This is a genomic window from Gemmata sp. SH-PL17 (assembly GCF_001610855.1).
GTDB lineage: Bacteria > Planctomycetota > Planctomycetia > Gemmatales > Gemmataceae > Gemmata > Gemmata massiliana.
Window position 1 is genome coordinate 4,867,175 of record NZ_CP011271.1, and the last position, 23,063, is coordinate 4,890,237.

The window sequence follows — 23,063 nt, forward strand, 5'->3', positions numbered from 1 at the left end:
TTGCAGCATTTTCCTGCTTCACACGCGACGCGACTCGTTTGTCGGGTTCGCGATTTTTATCTTTGCCGCGCGACTCAGAGCAGAGAAGTTCCCAACGTGATTCGCGGATTCCGCGGTCTGCGTAGAATGGCACGCCTGGTCTTCCGCTACCGGACGACTCCCTAGCGCACTTCGCCTCTCAATCTGGAGAAACACATGGCCAATAAGCCGTCCTCCCCCGCGCAGAACAACCGCACACAGGTCAGCCAACGCACGAACCCGGCAGCCGCGTCGGAATCGGTATCGCTGCAACCCGCATCTCACCCTGCAAAGGTGAGCACCGACAAGATTCGAGCACGAGCGTTCTTCTTGTGGGAACAGGCCGGCCAACCGGAAGGTGACGGGGTCGAGTTCTGGTTGCGTGCAGAACAGGAGCTGGCCGCCCCGCGGTAGGTTGTGGCTATGACCCCTCCCCAACCCCTCCCCTAAACGGAGAGGGGCTTCAAACCGTCTCGGACCGTATTGTGTCTGCTGTTTTTTGTTTCTGTTCCCCCTTCCTTCTTAGGGAAGGGGGTTAGGGGGTTAGGTTGCCTTCCCTTCAGGGAGGGGGATGGGGGGGGGTAGGTTCGGACTCCCACCAGAAACACAAGCGGCCCGCTCGATGTTCGAGCGGGCCGCCTCTGTTGTCAGGTTGACTCATACTTCTCAGCCACCGTGAATCACGATCGTGGCGTTCAGGGCCGCCGCGAACGTGACCCATAACCAGTACGGCACCATGAGCAGCCCCGCGACTCGCGACACCAAGAAGAACTCGGCCATCGTGACCGCGACCATAACCCACAAAAGGCAGATGTCGAGGAAGCCCAAGAGCGGGCTGTGCAGGCCGAAGAAACACACGCTCCACGCAAGGTTGAGCCCCAGTTGCACGCCGAACGCACTCAACGGACAACACACATCGTCGCTGTTGCGCTCGACCCAAACGATCGAGGCCGCGATCGCCATCATCGCGTACAGCGCCGCCCAGACCGGACCGAACACCCAATCGGGCGGGGTCCACGACGGCTTCGAGAGTTCGCGGTACCAACTGTCCACCGCGGGAGCGGTGATAAGACCACCGAGCACACCAACGAGAGCGGTCGCGGAAACGATGACCGCTACCCCGGTCAACCCCGGCCCCGGCTTGGTCGTGCTACCGACAGAATTGCACGTGAGTGAAGACATGACGGAAATCCTTTCGGGCGCCGCGGTGCCTTTACCACTCAATCGTGGTGACTGCAACCGAGAAGGTGATTCAATCCCTCGACGTGCCTCCGGCACGCGGGCAGCAGGTCACCGCGAATCATCCGGTGGCAGTCCGGGTGGATGTCCTCGTTGTGGAGCGCGTCCTCGTATGCGCCGATCCCGTGTTCTTCGCCCTGACGCAGCGCCGCCAGCACGGTCGCGGGGCCGAGAGCTTTTGCGGTCGCGGTTACGGTCGCGGTGAACGTTCCCCAAACTTCGGAGCTTTCCGCGGGTGCCCCGCCGAACGTAATCACGTGGTCGCGCAGCTCGCGCACCGCGCGGCTGTGTTCGTCGCGGATCTTTTGCAGTTCGGCGACGACCTCCGGGTCATCGAACTTGCCCATCGCCTGGGTGTACGTTTCGACCGCCGACAGCTCGCCCCGCAACAGTGAGTTCAGGGCATCGGTATCGCAGGTCATCGTTTCATGCGTTGCAGTGCTCATCGGGGACTCCTCATGTGAAACGCCCGCCGGCGGGTGCCGACGGGCCGGGACGTGCGCCGCCGATCGGTCACTTGTTCTCAAGTACCTTCACTTTGAAGGTGCCGCTCGTGGGCTGCCCCTCAGCCGGCGTACCGGTGATCTTGATTTCGTGCTCGCCGATCGCCGCGTCCTTCGCGGGCGTTACGGTGATCGTGAATTTCGTATCGCCCTCTCCCGCCTTGATCGAATCCTTGTTCAACTTGACGTCGATCTTCTCCGGCTTCGACGCGACGGACAGCTTCACGTCTTTCTTGAAATCGGAGCCGCGATCGATGCTTGCGTCGTAACTCTCGGAATTACCCTGCTTCACGTCTTTAGCAAGGGTGGAACTAGTACCACCGGGCAGCGAGAGTTTAAACGAAGCGTTCGTCCCGGGCGTACCACCCTCGGGGCTCTTGTTGCACCCGAGTCCGAACGCCACCAGTGCCGCGGCCGCGGTATACCAAACGCGCATTATGTGTCCTCTTGGGATCAGCAGATTCTCCCGACGGGAGTGTCGGGTACGACTGAGTTACGCAACCGCTGTGCCATACCGACCCGCGCCGCGGCATGAGCGTTGCATTGAAAGGAGTCAGTAGGTCGTAACTGGAACGGGCCAGCGGCCCTTAACTCATGCGAATTGGAGCAGGATCATGCCCATGCTTTCCCACCCGGCATTCGGTCCGCGGACGGCCCTCGGATACGTCACCGGCGGTTCCTTGTTATGCGTGTGGACCCTCGTGTGGTACTTCACGCGCGAGTACGAGTTGAACCGGTCTCAGTGGTTCTGGGTCGCGGGCCTGTTCCTTACGGGCACGACATTTATTTTCCTGGGTCTTATCCTCGGGCCGCTCGGTCGTGCGGCCCGGCAATCGGAACTGCCCCCGCAAGCAGCGCTTAATGCCGAAGCCATTATCCAACAAACTGCGGCCGCACACCCGCCCGCGGTCGTCGCGCCGGCCAACACGATTCCGGCCGCGCCCGTTGCTCCCGTGGTGACAACGGCCCCCACTACAGCGGCACCACAAGCACCGCCGCAAATCGTCCCCGCGCACTGAGAGCTCGCGGTCTTCGACCCAACGCGAACCGCTCCCGAACTTCGGGAGCGGTTTTGTTTTTCCGGGCCATTCGCACCCGCTTGAGTTACGCGCCCTCTTCGGTCGGTGAAAGGCGCAAGCAAGAAGCATTTTTTTGACAGGATTAACAGGATCAACCGGATAAGACCGAACGCGAGATTGTCTTCTGAATCCTGTCGATCCTGTTAATCCTGTCAAAACTCTTCTGCTCTGTAACTGGAGACCTGCACCGGCGGCTCACACCGACCGTTCGCCCAGAAAGCCCCTGACAAACCGCGAGTGTTAACGGACGGATTGGCGCTCTGTCCTGCCCTCGCAATAAAAGCCCCAGGAAAACAACCGCGGCCGGGAATCCCCGGCCGCGCGGACGTTCGATTGTCACATTCCGTTCTCATTTCGCTCCGCTCCGCTGCCGCCCGGTAATCAGTTCGGCGAGCGGCTTGGCGGCCCGTTTTGCGGCGATGATCCGGCGCACGCGCTTCGCAAGCCCCGGCTCACCCGCGGCACGGAGCTGGCCCGCGCGCTCGTGGAGCCGACGCAGCGTTTCCGCGGTCCAATCGGCCGCGGCCACGCGGTCGGCGTTCAGCACCGCGTTGAGTTCGTCGAGGTCATTCGCGACGATCCCGCCGTAGTCATAGATGAGCTGGCAAAGTGCCAGCGACGCGAGGACCGTTTCCTGCCCGGCCCGCGTGACGGCGGCCGAAGCCGCGGCGTCCGCGTCCTTGAGGCGCTCCGCGAACACCGCGTGCGCATAGATCGCCCGACACTCGCGCGTGAAATCATCATTGAGTAGTTCGAGCAGATCGTTTTTCGTGACGACGGATGGTGCGTATTTCGAGCGACGTTGAGTAGTAGTGGTGACCATCGAATTGGGTCTCCGTGACATTGGGCGCACGTCGCAGAATCGCAAAGTATGTGCCACTCGTCACTTATTACCAAAGCAACGATACAAACGACAGCGACCCCGGGAACACTCCCGGGGCCGCTGCGGTACGTCACCGTTCCGAGATCAGAGCGCGCGCGCGGTGCGCCCGATGAGCAGCCCAACGCCGAAGCCGATGAGCAGAGCCGGGAGCGGGTGCTTGCGGACGAGGTTCGTCACTTCGCGCCCGAAGTCACCGACCGAATCGGACGCGGTGCTGTAGGCGTCTTCCGCCCACTGTTCCGCCTTGCCGCCCGCGTGCCGAACAGTTTCACGCGCGTCGCCGGCCCACTCCTGGAGCTTTTCGCGTGCTTGACCGGCCACGTCGCCGGCACGGTCGATCAGCCCCTGTGCGTTATCGCGCACGCGGTCGACGACGTTCTGCCCCTCTTGCTTCGCGCCCTGAGCAGCCCCCGCGGCTTTGTCGGTCGCGTTCTTGGCGGCGTCGGCGGCGTTATCGATACCGGTCTTCATGCGGTCTTTGAGATCAGCCACGGTAGAACCTCCTAAGAGTTTGAAGTCCGGGGGAAACCCGTTCTCCCGATGACACCACACCGTTATGCACCCGCCGTGCCAACCAGTTCAGTTCCGGCCCGCGTCAGACGCTCCGTACCCGATGTCTTTTGAGGTAGTAGAGTTGGGTGCATCTCGGCGAGTCGCTTGCGCGTATCGCCCAGGGTCCGGTCGATCCCGTCCGTATTCTTGATGGTTTCGCTGCGCGGATCGAGTACCGCCGATTCACAACCCCAGCGCCCTACGAGGAGTTTCACGTCCGAGAACCGCTGGCGCATCCGGGCCAACAGGTAGCGCGCGTGAGACACGCCGCCGGGCGGCATCGTGGCGATTACGACCACCGCGGGCCGGAACTCGGCGACCAGTTCCATCAGTTCGGAAGCCAGCGTCTCATCGCCCGCGACCTTCACTTCCCAGCGGGTCACGTCGAGGGTCATCGCGAACACTTCGGCAGTCACGTGCTCGGCTTCGTCCCGAGCGGGAACCACGAGCACGCGCACCCGCGCGTCCGTCGCCCCGGTAGCAGGCGCCCGGAGTTCCGCGATCTCCTCCGCGACTTCGCGCGTCGCGCCGACCACGAACCGCAGATCGGCCTTATCCAAATCCCCCGCGTCGTGGTCGCGCCGCGCCAGACAGAGTGCCGGAACAATGATCTGATCGAACGCGGTATCGGGTCCGTGTTCTCCCGCCACGGCCAGCGCGATTTCGGCGGCTTCGTCTTGGTCGCGTGCCGTGAGACGCTGGTAGAACGCGACTTGCGGCTCCAGTGCGGGTTCGTCGCCGAGCAGCACGACGAAGAACTCGAACTGTCGGACGTGGCGCCCCAACACCAGAAGGCACACGGTGAGCGGACCGGACAGGATCAGACCGATCGGTCCCCACAGGAACGCCCAAAACGCCGCGGCCACCAGTTGTGCCACTTCCGACAAACCCATGCTCTTGCCGTACAGCGTCGGCTCGACCACGTTATTGCAGAACGTTTCCAGGCCGATGAACAGAGCGAGCACCGCGACCGGTTGCCCCCAGCCGCCGCCCCAATCGGGGGCAGTTGCGAACGAGAACAGCACCGGCGGGATCAGCCCCACCCACGTTCCGATGTACGGCACGTAGCGCATCAGCGTGGCGATGAACCCCCACAACAGACAATACTTCACTCCCAGAATGAACAGGCCGACCGTAATGATGGCCCCGAACGCACTGTTCACCATCAGTTGGCTGAACAGGTATCGGCTGATGCGCTGGGACGCATCGTCCACGGCCTTCGTAGTTGTGGTCACCTTCCCGGAACCCAGGAGTCGAATCATCCGGTTGCGCAGATCTTCGCGCTTCAGGAGCATGAACACGGTCAGGATGAACGTGAACGCCGCTTGCCCCAGGAATTCGGCCGCGGGACCGAGGTACACGTCCAACTGAGAAGTGAACGACGACGATTGCGTTTCAACCACCATCGGGGGCGTCGCAGGCTTCGGGGACACGGCGTTCGATACGTCGTCGATCAGTTCCCCGAACCGACTATTCCCGTTCCCAACAACCCATTCCTTCGCGGCCGTGACCTTCTGCCGGATCGTGTCCCTTTTGTCCGGGAGCGTGTCGGCCAGTTGCGTGACCTGCTGCGTGATCGCGGCCCCGACCCCCGCGGTCACGAGGACCAGGAGCCCGACCGTAACGATAACGGCCGGGGTTCGCCCCAACCCGCGCCGCTGCAACCGGTTCACGACCGGCGCCAGCACAAACGACAGGAAGACCGCGAGCGTTACGGGAATGAAAATTGAGCGCGCCCAAAAGAGCAGCGCGATGAGCGCTGTACCGACGACCGTCGCGGAGAGCGCGACGAGAGCGCGTTGCCAGTCCGATGCCATGATGAGTCCCCTTCCGTGTCAGAAGCACCAGCAAATGTGCTTCAATACACGCAAGGGGAGTGCCACCGCGCGCGGCAACTTGGTGCCCGGTCGAGCGAACCGAGGTGCGCGGTTAGAAGTGTCGAATCTGCTTCAATTACTGCGAATCAGGCCGAGCGGGTGACGGGCAAGTGAACGGTAAACGTGGCCCCGGTACCCGGCCCTTCACTGTGTGCAGAGACCGTGCCGCCGTGCATCTCCACGAGCTTGCGCACGAGCGCCAGACCGATCCCCAATCCGGCCTGCGACCGGTTCAATGTGCGGTCGACCTGCGTGAACAGCCCGAAGAGTTGCGGGAGCACGGCGGCCGAGATGCCGACCCCCGTGTCGCGCACGCTCACCGTCACGCGCCCTCCAACGGGCTTCACGGTGAGCCACACCCGACCGCCCGGTTCGGTGAACTTGCTCGCGTTGTTGAGGATGTTGCCGAACACCTGCGTGAGCCGAACCCGGTCACCGTCCAGTTTCACCGGGGCGGTTGGAACATCCACGATCAGTTCCAGTCCGGCTTTCTCGAACAGCGACCGGCTCATATCGAGTACGGACTCCATGATGTCCTGAACCGTCAGCGTCTCGATGGTCAAGCGCAGCTTCCCGGTGGTGATCCGGGACACGTCCAGGAGGTCTTCCACGAGGCGCTTGAGCTGCGCGACTTGGCGCTCCATGCGCTCGCGCTGGCGCCGGACCGTGTCGCCCGTATCGTTCGCGAGCCGCAGGATTTCCAGGGCGTTCGTGATGGGGGTGAGCGGGTTCCGCAGTTCGTGGGCCAGGAGCGCGAGGAACTCGTCCTTGCGCTTGTCGGCCTCGCGCAGAGCAGCGTTCGCGCGCGCCAGTTCCTCCGTGCGCTCCTGGACCTTGCGCTCCAGTTCGGCCGCGGCCCGAGATTGGGCCACCGCGAACCGGATCGCCCGGTCCAGAAGTGAAGAAGTGAGTCCGGCCTTCTCCAGATAGTCGTCCGCACCCGCGTCGAGTGCCTCGAGGTCCGTGCGCGAGTGCGCCTGCCCGGTGAACAGAATCACCGGCGCCGAGCGCCCGCGGGCGCGGGCCTCGCGGAGCAACTCGATGCCGGTGCGCGCTCCGAGGTGAAAATCCAACAGGTACACGTCGTGGGTACCGGTGCAGATCGCCTCAAGCCCCTCCCCGTAATGGGGCGTCCAGTCCAGGGTGTACGGCCGACCGGGAACGTCCGCCAAGCGCTCCTCAGTCAAGAACCGGTCGTCCTCGTCGTCGTCGATTAGCAGTACCCGGGTGGCGAGTCCGGGGGCGCGGTCAGCCTTGAGATCCGTTCCCATCGGGGGGCAGCTCCACAATTTCCAACCAATACTTCCCAAGCGTTCTCACCACGTCGACCAGGCGCTCAAAGGTGACCGGTTTCGTGATGTACGACGCGGCCGACAAATCGTAACTCCGCAGCACGTCCTCTTCGGCCTTGGAGGTCGTCATGACCACAACACGAATGTTGCGCAAGCGCGGGTTCGCTTTAATCTCCTGGAGGGCCTCGCGCCCGTCCTTCCGCGGCATATTCAGATCAAGGAGGATCAGTCCCGGGAGGGGGGCCGCTCCTTCCCCGGCGAACTTCCCGCGCTGGTTCAAATAATCGAGTAGCTCCTCCCCGTCCTCAACGAACCGCAAATCGTTGGCCAAATGGTTCTCCTCGAACGCCTCCCGGGTCAGTTGCCGGTCATCGGGATCGTCATCGGCCATCAGGATGGTGATCGGTTTGCTCCGGTCGGACATCGGTCTTATTACCCTCGTGCGGTTGAGTTTGGTGGACCGGGACGGTAACCACAAACGTGGTCCCCTCCCCCGGCCGGCTGTGGGCCGTGATCGTCCCGCCGTGCCGCTCGGCGATCTTGCGACAAATAGCGAGCCCGACCCCGGTCCCCTCGTACTCGTCCCGCCCGTGGAGCCGCTGGAACACTTCAAAGATCCGGTCCCGGTACTTCTCGTCGAACCCGATCCCGTTGTCCCGCACGCAGAAGCGGTAAAACGGTCGGCCCGCCCCGGGCTCGTTCGGATCCGGGGCCACGAGTTCGGACGTGATCTCCACCACGGGTGGGACACCCGGCCGGTGAAATTTTACCGCATTGGCGATCAGGTTCTGAAACAACTGCCGCATCTGCGTCGGGTCCGCGTGGACCGCGGGCAGCGCACCGATTACGACCCGCCCGTTCGCCTGCCCGATCCGAATGTCCAGGTCCGACACGACCTCCCGGACCAGTTTGTCCAAATCGATTTGCTTGAACGGGCGCTGTTGCGTGGTGACGCGGGAGAACGTGAGCAGGTCATCAATGAGCCGGCGCATCCGACCCGCCGCGGTCAGCATGCGGTCGACGTACTCTTTTCCCTTGTCCGGCAGTTCCTCGCGGCACTTCGTGACGAGCCGGTCGCCGAACGCCTGGATCTTGCGGAGCGGTTCCTGCAAATCGTGCGAGGCGATGTAAGCGAACTTCTCCAGTTCCCCGTTGCTGCGTTCCAGTTCCGCGGCCACCGCCCGGACCTTCTGTTCGGTCCCCTTCCGCACCTCGATTTCGCCGGTCAGGGCCACGTTCGCCTGTTCCAGCGCGGCCGTGCGCTCGCGCACCACGTGTTCGAGAAAATCCCGCTGGCGCTTCTGGTCGTCGATGTCGGTGAGCGTCCCGACCCACTCGCCGACCGCCCCCGTGGGGTCGCGCAGGGGAATGGCCGCGGAGAGGAACCAGCGGTACTCGCCGTCGGACGCCCGGCGCAAGCGGAACTCCTGCGAGAACCCGTCGGCCCGTTGCGCGACCGCGAGCTGCCACCCGGCGCGGAGCCGGTCCGCGTCGTCCGGGTGGAGCAACTCGCCCCCGAACCCGGTCTGGCGCCCGGACTCCAGTTCCGCTCCGGTGAACTCGGTCCAGCGCCGGTTGAAGAACGTCACCGCGCCCTGCGGGTCGGAAGTCCAGACGATTTGCGGAACGGTCTCGGTCAGCGTCCGGAACCGCAACTCGCTGGCCCGCATTTGCTCCTCGGCCCGGCGCTGCTCGGTCACGTCGCGCGACACCCCGAGCAACCGGTCCGGTTGACCGTTCGCGCCGGGGAGCGGGGCCACCGACACGTCCCAGTACCGCGGCGTACCTTTCGCGGTCGGGCAGAATCCCTGGAACCGCCCGACGGTTCCGGCCCGGGCGCCCGTAACGACTTCGCGGATCGTTTCGCGGTTCGCCACCGGCCACTGCTCGGCCCACGAGCTCCCTCGAATCGCATCGAAGTCGTCCACTTCCATGAGCCGGCACCCGGCCTCGTTCATCTCCAGCACGCGCCCGTCGAGGTCGAACACCTTGAGGCAGTCGGGGCTGTTCTCGAACACGCTCCGGCGGAACGCCTCGCTCGCGCGGATCTTCTCCACGGCCGTTTTCTGGTCGTGGATATCGGCCATCGATCCGATCCACTGGTCCACGCGCCCGTCCGCGTGGCGCAGCGGAACCGCGACACTTTGGAACCAACGGTAGGCGCCGGTCCCGGTGTGCATCAACCGGAACTCCTCCCCGAACCGGTCCGCGGTGCCGGCCGCCGCATGGTTCACGGTTTCCTGCCACGCGGTGTACACGCGGTCCCGGTCGTCGGGGTGAATCGCTTGTGTCCACCCGCGCCCGTGAGCCTCGTCGAGTTGCAGCGCGGTCTGTTCGATCCAGCGCTGGTTGAAGTACGTGATCTCGCCGTTCGCGTCCGCGTTCCAGACGATGTGCGGCACTGCCTCGGTCAGAGTCCGGTAGCGTTCCTCGCTCCGGCGCACCGCGAGTTCGGCGTCGCGCTGGTCGGTGATGTCCAGGCACAAGCCTGCGAACCCCACGAACGTGCCCCCGGCCGTGTGGCGCGGGGTGCCGCGTGCCAGCACCCACCGGTACTCCCCGTCGTGCCGGCGCAGGCGGTACTCCAGCCCGAACGGTTCGCGCCGGTCGGCGGCACCGTTGTAGGCGTCCATATACCGGGCGCGGTCGTCGGGGTACACGTCGTCGACCCAGCCGAACCCGGCCAGTTCACCCGGAGAGCGCCCGGTGAACGCCAGCCACGTCTTGTTGAAGTACGTTCGGCGCCGGTCCGGTTCCGAGAGCCAGATGAGGGCCGGGGAGCTGTCGGCCATCGTCCGGAACCGCTCCTCGCTCTCGCTCAGCGCGCCGCTCGTCCGGCGCCGGTCGATGTACTGCGCGACGCTCGCGGCGATCGGGTCGAGGTCCGCGATCAGCGCCCCGGAGAGCCGAGTGCCCGAAACGAGTTCCAACACGCCGAAGGCGCGCCCGTCCACGGTCAGGGGGTAGCCGGCAAAGGCGCGCACTCCCGGTTGACCCAAATCCGGGTCGTTCCGCGCGTCGTTCGTCACGTGCGGGCGCCCGGTCCGGGCGATCCGGCCGATCAGAGAGTCGGCCATCGCCACGCGCTCGGGAGCGGTCGGGAGGTCGTCCGAGCCGGCCCCCGCGATTCGCTCCAGCCCCTCGCCGCTCGCGTCGGTGAGCCAAATACGCGCGCACGCCATATCGAGCGCGTCCGCCAGCGTTTCCACGCAATTCTGGAGCGCGGGGGTCGTTTCGCGAGTGGTCGCGAGGGCCGAGGCCACGTCCGCCCGGAGCGCGGTCGCCCGGGCGCGCTCGGCCAGTTCGTCGGCCGTGCGCTTCTGCTCCGTGATGTCGTGGAGCACGACCCCGGCCCCAAGTGTCCGCCCGTCCGCGCGGCGCACGGGGAACGCGGTCACGTGCCACGCCAGCGTGCCGTTCTCGATGGCGTGGTTGGGGCGCTGAAGGGTGCCCGAAAACCCGCCGATCGCGCCGGTCGCGATCAGCCGATACGTTTCGGCCACGTCGCTCGGGAAATCGGGCAGTACGTCCGTGAGTTTGCGCCCCAAGTGCTCGCTCACCGGCTTGCCGTTCGCCGCGGCGAGGTACGTGTTCACCTTCTCGTATCGCAACTCGGGATCGAAGAACACGATCCCCACTGGCGCGTTGTCGAAGAACGCATCCAACCGCGCGAGTGCTTCGGCGGCCTGGTTCCGCGCGGCCGTCAGTTCGCTCTCGTTCTGACGCAAGGCCGCCTCCACGACCCGGCGCCGGACCACCTCGGATTCTAACTCCTCCTGGCGGTTCAAGGCCGACGCGAGCGCGGCCCGCGCCCGGCGCTGAGCAACCCGTTGCGACTCCCCCAGCGCCGCACACGCCACGCCGCAGAAGAAGAACAGCGCGCTCGCCAACTGGTTCCCCAACCCCGTAATGAAGAGCGTCCCCCGCGGGGCCAAGAAGAAGTACATGTACCCGACTACGCTGATAATCAGGGTCACCAGCGCGGGCCGGAACCCGTGTTGCCAGCTCACGTACACGACCCCGAGCAGCGCGACGACGAAGATCTGGTCACTACTCAAAAGTGGGTCCACGACCCCGCGCACGAGCAGCGCGAGAACCCCGACCAGGATGCCGATGATGTAAGCGCGCCAGGGCACCCCGCGCACAGCACCTCGGGTGAGCGGCCGGTGCAACTTGGTGCCGGTGTCGGCCACGGACACGGCCTCGGCCACTGTGGGCATGACCCGCGGGATCACCTGGATCAGAGCCACCACCGCGACCCACGACAGGACCGCGGTGACGGCCTTCATCACCCCCTCGAACCGGTACACCGGGTACTCGAACAGCAGCGCGTCGATCAGGTGCGTGGTCCCGCACGCGAGGATGAACAGCGCGAAGAGGACGAACAGGCGCGGGAACGGCAGGTCGCGGCGCCGCGTAAAATAGAACAGCACCAGCGGAATCGAAACGTAGGCCAACCAGATCAAAAAGTCGCTGGTCGCGTGCAGCCAGATCAGGGCGGGGGTCCAACCGCTTCCACCCTCCCCGCGGCGCGTGAAGTCCGCGGGGTCGAACAGGCCGGTGAGTACCTCGAACATGGCTCCCCTGGGTCGGGCGAAGGGCCGAACGGGTCGGCGCAACCGGCACACTCCGTGTACCGTGACGCCGAACGGCGGGCGCGGCTGCTCTTATTTGTGTCGACCCAGAATTCGGAACGCAACGGATCCGAAAACACTCGGGTCAAAGTGCGGGTGTGTTCCACAGGACCAGTCCGGGGTGTAGAATACACGAGCAGACAATCAACGTGGGAACAGCGCATGGTTAACGACACGACTCCTGCACCTTCCGTGCCAGCCCCCGCCCCCTCTCCTGCGCAACGAGTCCTGGTCGTCGAGGATCTGGAAGACACTCGCACTTCGCTCCAAGAACTCTTGCAGATGAGCCTCGGGCTGGAAGTCGACACCGCCGAAGACGGCGCCGCAGGGCTGACGCTGCTCCGCAGCAAGCCGTACAGTTTGGTCATTACTGACCTGCGGATGCCGAAGGTCGGCGGAATGAAGCTGATCGAAGCGATTCAGGCGGAGAAGATCCCCGTAACCGTGATCGTCACCACCGGCCACGGGAACGTGAAGGACGCGGTCGAAGCGATGCGGATGGGCGTCTACGATTTCATGACCAAGCCGCCGGACCCGCAGCACCTCCAACTCATCGTCCAGCGCGCGCTGCGTGAGCGCACGCTGCGGGACGAGGTCGCGGCCTTGCGGCGCGAACTCGGCGACCGGCACGCCTTCCAGAACGTGCTGAGCCGCAGCACCAAGATGTACGACATGTTCGAGCTGATCGGCAACGTCGCCGACACCAGTTCGACGGTGCTGATCCGCGGGGAGACCGGGAGCGGGAAGGAACAGGTCGCGCGGGCGATCCACCAGGCGTCCACCGCGTTCCGGCCCGGCGAGTTCGTCGCGGTCAATTGCGGTGCGCTCAACGAGAACCTGCTCGAGAGCGAACTGTTCGGCCACGAGAAGGGGTCGTACACCGGCGCCGACCGCAAGCGCATCGGGCGGTTCGAGTTGGCCCACAAGGGGACGCTGTTCCTCGACGAGATCGGCGACGTGCCGATGTCGATGCAGATCAAACTGCTCCGCGTGCTGCAAGAGCGCCGCTTCGAGCGCGTGGGCGGCACGGAGCCGATCGAGGTGGACGTGCGGGTGGTCGCGGCGACCCACCAGGACATGGAAAAGTTGGTGAAGGACGGGAAGTTCCGCGAAGACCTTTACTACCGGCTGAACGTGGTGCGGATCGACCTGCCGCCGCTGCGCGAGCGCGTCGAGGACATCCCGGTGCTCGTGTCGCACTTCTGTGAAAAGTTCGCGCGGATCAACCAGAAACCGCCGACGGTCAGCCCGGAAGCGCTGGCGATGCTGACGAAGTGCCCGTGGCCCGGGAACGTGCGCCAGCTCGAAAACGCCATCGAGCGCGCCTGCGTGACCGCGCGCGACGGCGTCATTCGCACGAAGGACTTACCCCCGGAAGTGGGGCGCAAAACCGAGGGCGGGAAGAACCCGTTCCACGTCGACCTGACCCGTAAGCTACCGGATCAGTTGGCCGAACTGGTCGCGGCGTTCGAGGAGCGGTACATTCGCCGGGCGCTGAAGCGGTCGCGGGGTCACGTGGGTAAGTGCGCGAAGATCACCGGGCTGTCGCGCCGCAGCATCACGGACAAGATTGCGCAGTACAAGATCGACAAATCGCAGTTCAAGGGCGGCGAGTGAGCGGCGAAGTGCGCAAAACTCGGCACCGCTCCTGCCAGTGATCCTGGGACGGCGGGCGAAAACCCGCGATCATGCTCTCACAATAAGCTCACCAAAAAGGCGAACGAGATCATTCTCGTCCGCCCTTGTGTTTAGTCACTGCACCGTTCGCGTTCCAGAGAAAGACGTCACTTCGGCGCTACTTTCACGGCCGGCGGAGGAGCCGTGCGCGCCCCGAGTGGCGGGCGATTGGAGCCTGCTGCGTCCTCGGGATCGACGGTCACTTCGCCCCCGTCGATCGTGACATACGGCCAGAACAATTCCGGTTTGAGGTTGGTCGGGAACAAGCTCACGCTACCGTCGAAGCGCAGCGCTGGGGTGCGGTCCCAGCCCTTGTCGCCGAGTGGAGGAACCGCCCCACCAAACGGTAGGTCGGCGGGCTTCGACCAGATGACGCCCTCACCGGCTTCGATCACGGCGAGCGTGTTCGAGGTGCCGTCGTGGATCGACGTGATCGCGAGACCGGTCTTTTCCCCCTGCCGCAGCCACGGGCGCCCGAAGATTCCCTTTGGTTGCCCCTTTTGCGGATCGGAACCGATGAACCCCTGATAGAACGTCTCACCCTTCGCGTGGTCCCGGTCGGGCGCGAGGTACACCTTCGGCATCTTCTCGATGAGCGCCTTGTTGTTCGGGCCGTCCCACGCCTCGTCCATCTTGAACTGCCGGTAAAGATTGTCCTGTTCCAGATACGGCAGCAGGTGAACGCGCCAACTGAGTAGCACTTCGCCCTTCGGCCCGTAGACGTTCGTAGGGAACCGGCCGTTTGCGTCGTGATAACTGTGAAGCGCGATGCCGATCATTTTCAGGTTGTTCATCCGCTGCTCGGCCTTCTTACGGCTCTGAACGGCCTGGAGCAAATCACCGAACGCCTTCGACGCGACCGGACCGGCATCGACCTCGGTGCTCGCGAGCACAGCCGCACCTTCGGTCTTCACGCTGACCTTCTTCAAGCTCGCGGCGAACGTGCTCATGATCGGCGCCGCGGACTTCTCGAACGGCCGGCGGCTCTCCTTCATCTCCGCGGCCCACTCGTTCAGCTTCTCGGCGACCGTCCCGATGCCCTCTTCGAGCACCGGCGCGGCCCTCTTCGCAGCCGTCGCGTCGTCGAACGTGAGCGTCAGTTTGAGTTTCGCGGACTCGTTGAGGTCGCCCGTAATGACCGCGTTGCGCGCCGCCAGGAGCGCGGTGTACGGCACCAGATCGCGCGGCACGTGGCGATCGAATTCACGGAACAGCGGCGACAGGTGAACACCCGCGGCGAACGTGTGGTTCCCCGCGGCCGCGAGCGCGTCGGCGAGCGGACCGGTCGCGTTCTTCTTCAGGCTCGCGCTGAGCAGGGCCAACCGTGTGAGTTCGCCGTTCCGCTCCCCCGGGAGGAACACGAGGGTGCGGTCGTCCACCAAGAACAGCACCGAGAACGGGTTGCGTGCGAGCGAATAGCACAACGGTTCCGCGTCCCCGCCGTCCGCGGTAGCCGAGCACGAATCTGCGTCCTTGGGATCGGGAACCACTTCGACCGGGCGCTCGACGGGAGTAGGCGACTTCGCCTCGATTCGCGGCGGGGCACCACCAAATGCACGCTGACCGGGGAGCAAATGGCTCTCGAATACCGGTTCGGCCTTCAGGTTCTTCAGCACGCGGACTTCGTTGAATGGGGCGGTCGTGGTCACGACCAGGATCGGCTCCGCCCCACCGTGCGGCACGAGGCGCGGCCAGAACAGCGTGACGCGATCGATCTCCATCGGCGAAACACCGATCACTTCGGTCAGCCCCGCGAGCGCGTCCGGTTGCTTCGCGAGTTGCGCGAGTACGGCCTTCAAATCGGGGTTGCGCGCGAGGTCAGAAACCTTGAGCGTGACGAACGCGCCGGCCGACTTCGGCACGACCGGCAGTGCGGAAGCCGCTGGTGACGCCTCACCGGGTCCGCTTCCCGGTAAAGGTGGTTGTTGTGCGGTCGAGGGTGCGTACAGGGATAGCCCGGCTATCAGCGCCAGCCCGGGCAGGAGTCGTGCCTGGATCACGGTGAACACCTCGGGAAGAGGTCGGTGTTGAGTGTGAAGCGGCGGCTCACGTTGACCGCCGCACCCGATTACGGCAGGTTGATGACTTCGCCGCCCTGAATCGTGACGAGTGAGCGGAGCGTTTGTTCCCCGACCTTGCTCGGCCGGAGGATACGAACGCTCCCGTCACCCATCGCAGCGATGAACTTGTCCGCGTCCTTGTCGCCGAGTTGCGGGAACGGGATCTTGCCGTCGAACGCGAGCACGTCCGGCTTGTACCACGGCACCGCTTCACCGGCTTCGACGATCATGAACGTGTTGCTCGTACCGTCGGTGATCTCAGTAACTCGCGGCCCCTTTTGTCCTTCCGTGAGCAACGGGCGATCGGTCCCCTTCGCGCCCTTTGGAAGAGTGAAGATGCGGAAGTACGTGTGCCCCTTCGGGGCCGGGCGCCCCGGGATCTCGAACACCTTCGGCATCTCCATCGCTTCGAGCTTCTTCAGGTTGGCGGGATCGTCCCAGGATTTCGTGAGGTCGAGCACCTTATACAAATTGTCCTGCTCGATGTACGGGAGGATTTGGACGCGCCAGCTCCACGCGGGCGGTTTATCGCCGAACGGATACACGTCACTCGGGAAGAATCCCAACGCGCTTTCGTAGTTGTACATCCCGAGCGCGAGTTGCTTGAGGTTGTTGAGCCCGCGTGCGCTGTTTGCGGCGGCCGCGTAGGACTTGGGCAGCGCCGTGGCGATCTTCGCGATTGCGTCCTGGTAGGGCAGGTCGGCGGTCGCGAAGACATCAACCCCGTTGGCCTCGATCTTTGCCGCTTTCAGGACCGCGATAAACACTCCGAGCAGCGCGTGTTCGGCCGAGTCCTCTTTCTCCTTGCGGCTCGCAAGCCCCTTCTCGGCTGCGTCCGTGATCTCACTCACCCCCTCCTTGAGGACAGGTGCCGCGCGTTGCGCGCTCGCCTCGTTGGGGAACGTGATCTTCAACGCGCCTCGCGCGGTCTTGTCGAAATCCGCCGCGAACGTCACCGTGCGTGCTTTGAGGAGGGAAACATAGGGTGCCAGTTCTCTGATCTCAGAGGCTCGCGCGAACTCAGCGAGCGGGCGGGCGTCGAGTGCGAACGCGATGTCGTGCTTCGCGGCGTCGGCCAGTGCGACCGCCAGCGGGCCGTCCGTCTTTTTCGCAACGAGCTGGCCGACCAGCCCGGCGAGTGTGAATTGACCGCGTTCGGGGACGTACAGCACGGTGCGGTCATCAGCCAACACGATCAGCGAGAACGCGCCGCCCTTGGTGCGAATGACGTTGCTGTGCGCTCGCGATTCGCGTTCGCCGTTCAAGAGTTTGATTAATTTCGCTTCGTTGTACGGCTTCTTCGTCGTGACGAGCAGCAAAGGTTCCGGATCGCGCATCAGGGCCGGTACGAACACCGTCAGGCGCTCGATGTCGCCCATCGGCACGCCGATCGCGTCTTCCGTGGGGCCGGACTTTTGTGCGACGAACCAGTCGCGGAGCGGCTTGAAGTCGGGGTTGTCCCACAATTTCCCGACGTTCACCGTGAAGAACGCGAACGAGTCGGTGGGAACCCCTGCGAGTGCCTCTGGTTTCGCAACCTGGGCAGGCGGCTGTGAGATCGCCGGGGGTGCCGTGGCCGAAACAAGCAAGAGCGGCACAAACAACGCGAGACGGGTGCGCATAAGGGAACTCCGAGAGCGAGACGTGCGGGGCCGCCGGTCCCAGAGATAATACCGCGAAGCGCGCGCCGGGGCCAACACCCACCAACGGGCTTTATCACGTCTTCACACCGGAGTCATTTCATCAATATGCGTGCTTCTGCTTTGAAAAGAGCATGCGCCAGACCGTGAGGAACACGATCCGCAGATCGAAAAGTGGGTTCCAGTGGCTGATGTAGTAGAGGTCGAACTGGACGCGCTTGCGGAGCGACGAGTTGCCGCGCCAGCCGTTCACCTGTGCCCACCCGGTGATACCGGCCTTCACCGCGTGGCGGGCGTTGTAGTTGGGGATCGACTTCGCGAACTGCCGCACGAACACCGGGCGCTCCGGGCGCGGGCCGACGATGCTCATGTCACCCCACAGCACGTTAAAGAATTGCGGGAGCTCGTCCATGTTCGTGGCCCGCAGCACGGCCCCCAGGCGCGTGCGCCGCGGATCGTTCTTCGCGGTCATTTGCGGACCGTTGGCTTCCGCATCCACTCGCAGCGAACGGAACTTCATCATCATGAACGAGCGCCCGTTCAGACCGCACCGCTCTTGCCGATAGAGAACCGGACCGGGACTGGTGAGTTTGACGAGGGCCGCGATCAGCGCCATGAGTGGCCCGGTCAACACGATTGCGATGAGCGCGAGCACGATGTCCATCGCGCGTTTCACGATCACGTTCAGCCCGTGGTGCGGGTTCTCGCGCAGCCCGACCACCGTCATGCCGTGGATCTGCGTCGTGGTGAACGTCATCCCCGCCACGGCGGGAAGATCGGCAATCAGTTGCACGTCCACGACCGTCTGCGACAGGGCCGTGAACACCCGGCGCGCGTCCGCGTAGCGGTTCAGCGGGAGCGCGACGAAAACGTGTTCGATGTGGTGTTTCTCGACAAGTTGCGGCAGTTCCGCGAGCGAGCCGAGGAGCGGCAAATCGGCCCCGGAACCGCGGTGCCCTTCGTCCTCGACATACCCCACGGGTTGAATGCCGGACCAGTTCACCGCGCGCAGCGTGCGGACCGTGCGCCGCGCGAGCCGGCCCGTCCCGACGATGAGTGCGTGACTCTGGTTCACCCCGCGTGCGCGCAACCGGCGCATCCCGGTCCAACTGATGCGCCGGGCGATGAGCAGGGAACAGAGGGTGCCCACGGCGAACATCACCATCGCGCCGCGGGACTCGTACTGTGCTTGCCGGGCGAAGCTGGTCGCCATCACGAGCAGAGCCATCAGCCCGACGCCGCGTGCCGCCGCCGCGAGCTCCTCGCGAAACCGGCGCAGTCTGTGGACTTCGTACATCCCCGCGAACCGGTACGCGATCCCCGCCACGAGCATAATGAGCGGGAGCGTTCGCAGGTACAGAGTGAATTCCGGGACGCCCCGATGTGCGGTGAACAGTCCGGAGTAGAACCGCACCGAGTATGCGGCGAGCCACGTTCCCGCGGTGAGGACGACGTCCCACACGAAGAACCAAGCGACGAGCGACTGACTGACGCGGCGAACCATCGGGCGCCCCTGCCCTTCCATTCTGCGGCGCCATCTTGGCGCGCGGTCCGAAACGGTAGCACCCGCGCCGCGCCGCGTCAAGATGGGTAGAATTCCCATCGACACCGCGCGACCGCCGCGCTCAGTTCCAGTGCCCGAGGACCGACCCGTGCCGAACTCCGATCAGTTGCTCGCGAAGCTTTATGCGCTGCGTAAGGATTACGCCGACGATCCCGAAGACGAGACGTATCAGGCGCTGCACCACGCATTTCTGTTCATCAGCTACAACATGGCCGCGTTCAAGGACTACGTGAAGAAGGAAGCCGAGAAGGAAGAGAAATAACAGAGATTTCGCTCACCGACGGGGCCGTTTAACGTGTGAAAGTGAGCAGGTATGGGGCACACCCGTGCGTGTCAACGCGCGGGGTGGAATTACACAACAACGAGAACCCAACGAGGTCACGCCGGGGTTTGCGCCGTGGCATTCTCTGATTCGTGGCTGAGCGTGTCTCGTTTGAGGAACGGGCGTCCCGGCAGTAGTGCGAAGAACCGGGGGAGCCGGTCGTCTTGGCTCAACACCGCGGCCCGCAGTTGCAGGGGGCTTGTGCTAAATCTTGTGTCAGGGAGGCGGGGTGGTTATTCCCCATCCTTCTTGCCTTATGGCTTTTCATTTCTGCAGTTCCGCGCGCAATTTCGCTTCGAGTTCGTCGGCCCGGTCGATGTTTCGCGCGCGGATGTCGTTGACCTCCCAGCGATCATCGGGCTTCTCGTACAGCAGCGGCTCGCGCGGAGCATCACCTTCGGGCACGCGGACCGGCACCAACAGGGCCGAATCTTCCGTGCGAATGGCAATTTCGGCCGCGTCACCGAGTTCGAGTTTCGTGCAGACGAAGGTGCGCGATGATTCCGCTTCGCCGTGCGCGAGCGGGAGAAGGCTGAAACCGTTCGAGTTGATAGGTGGAGTAGTCCCGAAGAGTGCGTGAAGGGTGTGGCACACGTCCGGCGGTTGCGTGAAGCCCAACACACGGCGCCCGGCTTGTTTCCCTTGGGGGAGGCGCATGATAAGAGGCAGGTGGACGAATTCTTCATGAAGCCAGGGGCGGTGCAACCCGATCTGCCCGTGTTCGCCGAGCGGGTGACCGTAATCCGATGTCACGACCCACGCTGCGGATTGGTCCAGCCCGCGCTCGCGCAGGTGCTCGAAAAGGCCACCGAGTTCAGCGTCGAGTTTCGTCACGACGGCTGCGAATGTGCGGTGCAGCCAGTCCCAGGCGTCGAGATCGCCCCGGTCGAATGGTCCGGTGGGTGGGTCCGCGAACGGCGTTACCGGTTCCTCCTCGGGCAACGGCTGAAGATCAGCTTCGACCTTCACGTCTGGTTCCTCAATATCCTCCGCTTCGCGTTCAGCGGCTTCAGCCTCACCGTCAAATTCGTCCGTGTCGTCTGGCTCGTCCTCAATTTCGCGGTCCGGATTCTCCTCGGGTTCCAGTTCTCCCGCGTCTTCCAAGTACGCTTCAAACACGTCCTGCTGCACGTCCCACGGTGGGATGAGTCGATCGGTCTCGACCCAGAGCAGGAAATCGGGAACGTCCGCGAGTCGGTCGAGGATCGCGGGGAACGTGCGGAGCAACGCTTCGAGCGGGGAATCATCGGTCGCTTGCGGTCGGGCGTCGAACACTTCGTCCCAGCCGGCGTAGAACCAGTCGGGAGCGTCCGTATCGGGGTGATTCGCGCGAATGAGAATGGTTCGGGGAGCAGAACCTAACCCCCTAACCCCCTTCCCTAAGAATGAAGGGGGAACAGAACCAAACGTAGCCGGCGCCACGCCGATCTCGCTGGTTTTAAGCCCCTCTCCGTTTAGGGGAGGGGTTGGGGAGGGGTTCGAGCCACAACCTGCCCCCAGCCACGCCCGGCGCGCGGCGGTCGGTTCGGGGCAGTCACTGATGTGCCGGTCGAACGTGACGGCTTCGGACGCGAGGCGGTCGAGGTGCGGGGTGCCGACCCAATCGTTACCGTAAGCGCCCAGCCAACTGGCCGGGCACCCGTTCAGTGCGAAGAAGATGACTTTCATACGAGACGGATTCTTCCGGGTGCGAGTAGGTTCGCGAAGACTATTCTCTGTGGTCTTTGATGATAAGCTAGCGGGGTCCGTATCAGGACGGGAGGTTCAGCGTGCTCGGTCCGATCTTTTCGCGGGAACTCGTGACCGTGCCGCGCCGCAGCGTCCACTATGCCCAGCGCATGGCGCTCGTCGGGTTGCTCGGGATTCTGGGTATCACCACCTGGCAGGCCACAATCGGGTTCGCACGCGACGCGACACTCGGTGAAGCTGCGAACGTCGGATTGCTCCTGTTCCAGATCGTCGCGTTCGTCCAGTTGCTCCTCACGCTGTTCTTCGCAACCCTCTCGGCCGCCAGCGCGGTTTCGCAGGAAAAAGACCGCCGGACGTTCGTGCTGCTCCTGCTCACGGATATGCGCGATTACGAAATCGTGCTCGGAAAACTCGTCGGTGCGCTGTTGCCGATTCTGATCCTGCTATTCGTGAGCGCGCCCGTTTTGTCCATGCTGCTGTTACTCGGCGGCATCAGTCCCGAGCAGGTACTTCAAGCGGTTCTGGTTCTGTTCTCGTCGGCGATTGCGGCCGGTTCGCTCGGCGGGTTGATCGCACTGTGGCGCGAGAAGACCTATCAGGCACTCGCCCTTTCGGTGCTGTTCCTCGTCCTGTACGTCTGCGTCACCCAGGGGGTCACGTCGGTCGGCCCGCTCGTTTCGAGCGACGTGGATTGGGCCAGCGCGCAAGCGTGGCTCGACCCGTTTATCGCGATGCAGTCGGTGCTCGAACCGCCGACCGACGGCTGGCAGGGAATTGCCCCCGCTTACGGGTTCTTGGTGGTAATGTTCGTGCTGTGCGCCGCGATGAACGGCGTGGGAATCTGGAAACTGCGGAAGTGGAACCCGAGTGGCGAACCGATCATGCAGCGCGAGGGCGCGGCGGAAGTCGAAGACCTCGAATCGGACGTGGCAATCGCGGCCGAGAAGCGGGCAAAAGCACACGCGGCCCCGGGCGAGGTCCGACAGGTGTGGCCCAACCCGATCCTGTGGCGCGAAACCCGCACGCTCGCTTACGGTCGGCGCCCACTGCTCGTGAAGTTCGCGTTCGGGATCGTGCTCGCGCTCATCCTGTACTTCGCCGTGGGTGAACTGAACCGCCCCGGCGGGCGCCCCAGTTTCGCCGCCGCTTATGGACTCGTTCCTGTTGCCGTGCTGAGCCTCCTGCTCGTTGCGGCGCAGGCCGTCACCTCAATCACATCCGAGCGCGACGGTGGTGCGCTCGACGTTCTGCTGGTGACCGACGTTTCGCCGAAAGAGTTCGTCTTCGGCAAGCTCCTTGGTGTGCTTTACAACACGAAAGAGTACATCATTCCGCCACTATTACTCGCGGCCTTCTACGCGATCCGCGGGGCGCTCACGCGGACACCACCGGGAACACCCACAGGCGAAGCGCTCGCCACGAACCTCGGCCCGCTCGTCGCAGTGTGCGGCGCGCTGATCGTGTTGTTCGGGTTCGCGGTTACGCTCGGTTTGCACGTCTCGCTCCGCATCGTGCAGAGCCGGCTCGCAATCGCGCACACACTGGGAACGGTCTTCTTCCTCTCGGTCGGCACGCTCATCAGCATCTACCTGATCGTCATCAACGGGGGCAGCTTCGGCAACCAGTGGTTCAGCTTCATCTCGTTCCTCATTCTCGGCATCGGCGGGCTGCTCTACGTGCTCAGTGCGGATCGGCCGGCCACCGCGCTCACGATCGCGAGTGTGATGTGCCCGCTCGCCATGTTCTACTGCGTGGTGAACGTCCTGATCGGTGGGAAGCCGGGCACGGACGAATCGGGCGACCCGCTCATCCCATTCCTCATGCTCGGGGCCGCGTTCGGGTTCGCCATCTTCTCGATGCTGTTCCCGCTCGTGACCGACTTCGACGTGTCGCTCGGGCGCACCGCTCAACCGAACGAGAGCTGAGTTTCGGGTCGCGCAATTCGCTCTCGGCACCGGATGTGACGGAGATTATCCTACTCTGGTGGCACAGCCTTCGGGCCGTGTCACGATTTGAGTCATTTCGTAGAGGAAC

The 23,063-nt window shown here is 64.2% G+C and carries 18 protein-coding genes; 5 read left to right on the forward strand and 13 right to left on the reverse strand.

Going from position 1 to position 23,063, the window contains the following annotated elements; genetic code table 11:
• Positions 1-195 precede the first annotated feature (195 nt).
• Positions 196-432, forward strand: coding sequence for a DUF2934 domain-containing protein (locus VT84_RS20135; RefSeq protein ID WP_082840764.1), 237 nt, complete (start codon positions 196-198; stop codon positions 430-432).
• Between the two features lie 252 nt (positions 433-684).
• Here the strand turns inward: VT84_RS20135 and VT84_RS20140 are convergent, their stop codons facing one another.
• The 3 genes from VT84_RS20140 to VT84_RS20150 form a co-directional block, all read right to left on the reverse strand.
• Entirely contained in the window at positions 685-1,200 is a 516-nt protein-coding gene (locus VT84_RS20140) for a TspO/MBR family protein (RefSeq protein WP_082840765.1), read from the reverse strand.
• 38 nt (positions 1,201-1,238) lie between these two features.
• Positions 1,239-1,703, reverse strand: a complete 465-nt coding sequence (locus VT84_RS20145; protein WP_082840766.1) for a DUF2383 domain-containing protein — start codon at positions 1,701-1,703, stop codon at positions 1,239-1,241.
• A 67-nt stretch (positions 1,704-1,770) separates the two neighbouring features.
• Positions 1,771-2,196, reverse strand: a complete 426-nt coding sequence (locus VT84_RS20150; protein ID WP_052555139.1) for a hypothetical protein — start codon at positions 2,194-2,196, stop codon at positions 1,771-1,773.
• Between the two features lie 178 nt (positions 2,197-2,374).
• Between VT84_RS20150 and VT84_RS20155 the strand changes: the two genes are divergently transcribed.
• Complete coding sequence (locus tag VT84_RS20155) at positions 2,375-2,779, forward strand: hypothetical protein (protein ID WP_157469661.1); 405 nt, start codon at positions 2,375-2,377, stop codon at positions 2,777-2,779.
• Between the two features lie 409 nt (positions 2,780-3,188).
• Here VT84_RS20155 and VT84_RS20160 read toward each other — a convergent pair whose 3' ends face one another.
• The 6 genes from VT84_RS20160 to VT84_RS20185 all read right to left on the reverse strand — a co-directional run bounded on the left by VT84_RS20160 (position 3,189) and on the right by VT84_RS20185 (position 12,020).
• Positions 3,189-3,662 carry a hypothetical protein gene (locus tag VT84_RS20160; protein WP_082840767.1) on the reverse strand — a complete coding sequence of 158 codons (474 nt, stop codon included), beginning with the start codon at positions 3,660-3,662 and terminating at the stop codon, positions 3,189-3,191.
• A gap of 144 nt (positions 3,663-3,806) precedes the next feature.
• Positions 3,807-4,214, reverse strand: a complete 408-nt coding sequence (locus tag VT84_RS20165; protein WP_052555146.1) for a YqjD family protein — start codon at positions 4,212-4,214, stop codon at positions 3,807-3,809.
• Positions 4,215-4,276: 62 nt separating this feature from the next.
• Positions 4,277-6,091, reverse strand: a complete 1,815-nt coding sequence (locus VT84_RS20170; RefSeq protein WP_052555148.1) for an AI-2E family transporter — start codon at positions 6,089-6,091, stop codon at positions 4,277-4,279.
• 146 nt (positions 6,092-6,237) lie between these two features.
• Positions 6,238-7,422, reverse strand: a complete 1,185-nt coding sequence (locus tag VT84_RS20175; RefSeq protein ID WP_052555150.1) for a hybrid sensor histidine kinase/response regulator — start codon at positions 7,420-7,422, stop codon at positions 6,238-6,240.
• Positions 7,400-7,867 (reverse strand): response regulator, encoded by a 468-nt coding sequence (locus VT84_RS20180; RefSeq protein ID WP_052555152.1) that lies wholly within the window; start codon positions 7,865-7,867, stop codon positions 7,400-7,402. The genes VT84_RS20175 and VT84_RS20180 overlap by 23 nt, the downstream gene beginning before the upstream one ends.
• On the reverse strand, positions 7,824-12,020 hold the full coding sequence (locus VT84_RS20185) for a PAS domain S-box protein (RefSeq protein ID WP_082840768.1): 4,197 nt from the start codon (positions 12,018-12,020) through the stop codon (positions 7,824-7,826). The genes VT84_RS20180 and VT84_RS20185 overlap by 44 nt, the downstream gene beginning before the upstream one ends.
• Positions 12,021-12,239: 219 nt before the next feature.
• Here VT84_RS20185 and VT84_RS20190 point away from each other — a divergent pair, with 219 nt between their 5' ends.
• Positions 12,240-13,694 (forward strand): sigma-54-dependent transcriptional regulator, encoded by a 1,455-nt coding sequence (locus VT84_RS20190; RefSeq protein WP_082840769.1) that lies wholly within the window; start codon positions 12,240-12,242, stop codon positions 13,692-13,694.
• A 167-nt stretch (positions 13,695-13,861) separates the two neighbouring features.
• Here VT84_RS20190 and VT84_RS40995 read toward each other — a convergent pair whose 3' ends face one another.
• The 3 genes from VT84_RS40995 to VT84_RS20205 all read right to left on the reverse strand — a co-directional run bounded on the left by VT84_RS40995 (position 13,862) and on the right by VT84_RS20205 (position 18,958).
• Positions 13,862-15,754 (reverse strand): DUF1559 domain-containing protein, encoded by a 1,893-nt coding sequence (locus VT84_RS40995; RefSeq protein WP_239465420.1) that lies wholly within the window; start codon positions 15,752-15,754, stop codon positions 13,862-13,864.
• A gap of 68 nt (positions 15,755-15,822) precedes the next feature.
• Entirely contained in the window at positions 15,823-17,436 is a 1,614-nt protein-coding gene (locus VT84_RS20200; RefSeq protein WP_052555159.1) for a DUF1559 domain-containing protein, read from the reverse strand.
• Between the two features lie 121 nt (positions 17,437-17,557).
• The gene (locus VT84_RS20205) at positions 17,558-18,958 is read right to left on the reverse strand and encodes an undecaprenyl-phosphate glucose phosphotransferase (RefSeq protein ID WP_082840771.1); all 1,401 of its coding nucleotides are present in this window, start codon (positions 18,956-18,958) and stop codon (positions 17,558-17,560) included.
• 148 nt (positions 18,959-19,106) lie between these two features.
• Here VT84_RS20205 and VT84_RS40155 point away from each other — a divergent pair, with 148 nt between their 5' ends.
• Positions 19,107-19,280, forward strand: coding sequence for a hypothetical protein (locus VT84_RS40155; RefSeq protein ID WP_174266024.1), 174 nt, complete (start codon positions 19,107-19,109; stop codon positions 19,278-19,280).
• A 324-nt stretch (positions 19,281-19,604) separates the two neighbouring features.
• Here the strand turns inward: VT84_RS40155 and VT84_RS20210 are convergent, their stop codons facing one another.
• Positions 19,605-21,008 (reverse strand): sulfatase-like hydrolase/transferase, encoded by a 1,404-nt coding sequence (locus VT84_RS20210; RefSeq protein WP_082840772.1) that lies wholly within the window; start codon positions 21,006-21,008, stop codon positions 19,605-19,607.
• Positions 21,009-21,109: 101 nt separating this feature from the next.
• On the opposite strand from VT84_RS20210, the gene VT84_RS20215 reads away from it, so the two are divergent.
• Positions 21,110-22,954, forward strand: a complete 1,845-nt coding sequence (locus tag VT84_RS20215) for an ABC transporter permease subunit (protein WP_082840773.1) — start codon at positions 21,110-21,112, stop codon at positions 22,952-22,954.
• Positions 22,955-23,063: the final 109 nt, after the last annotated feature.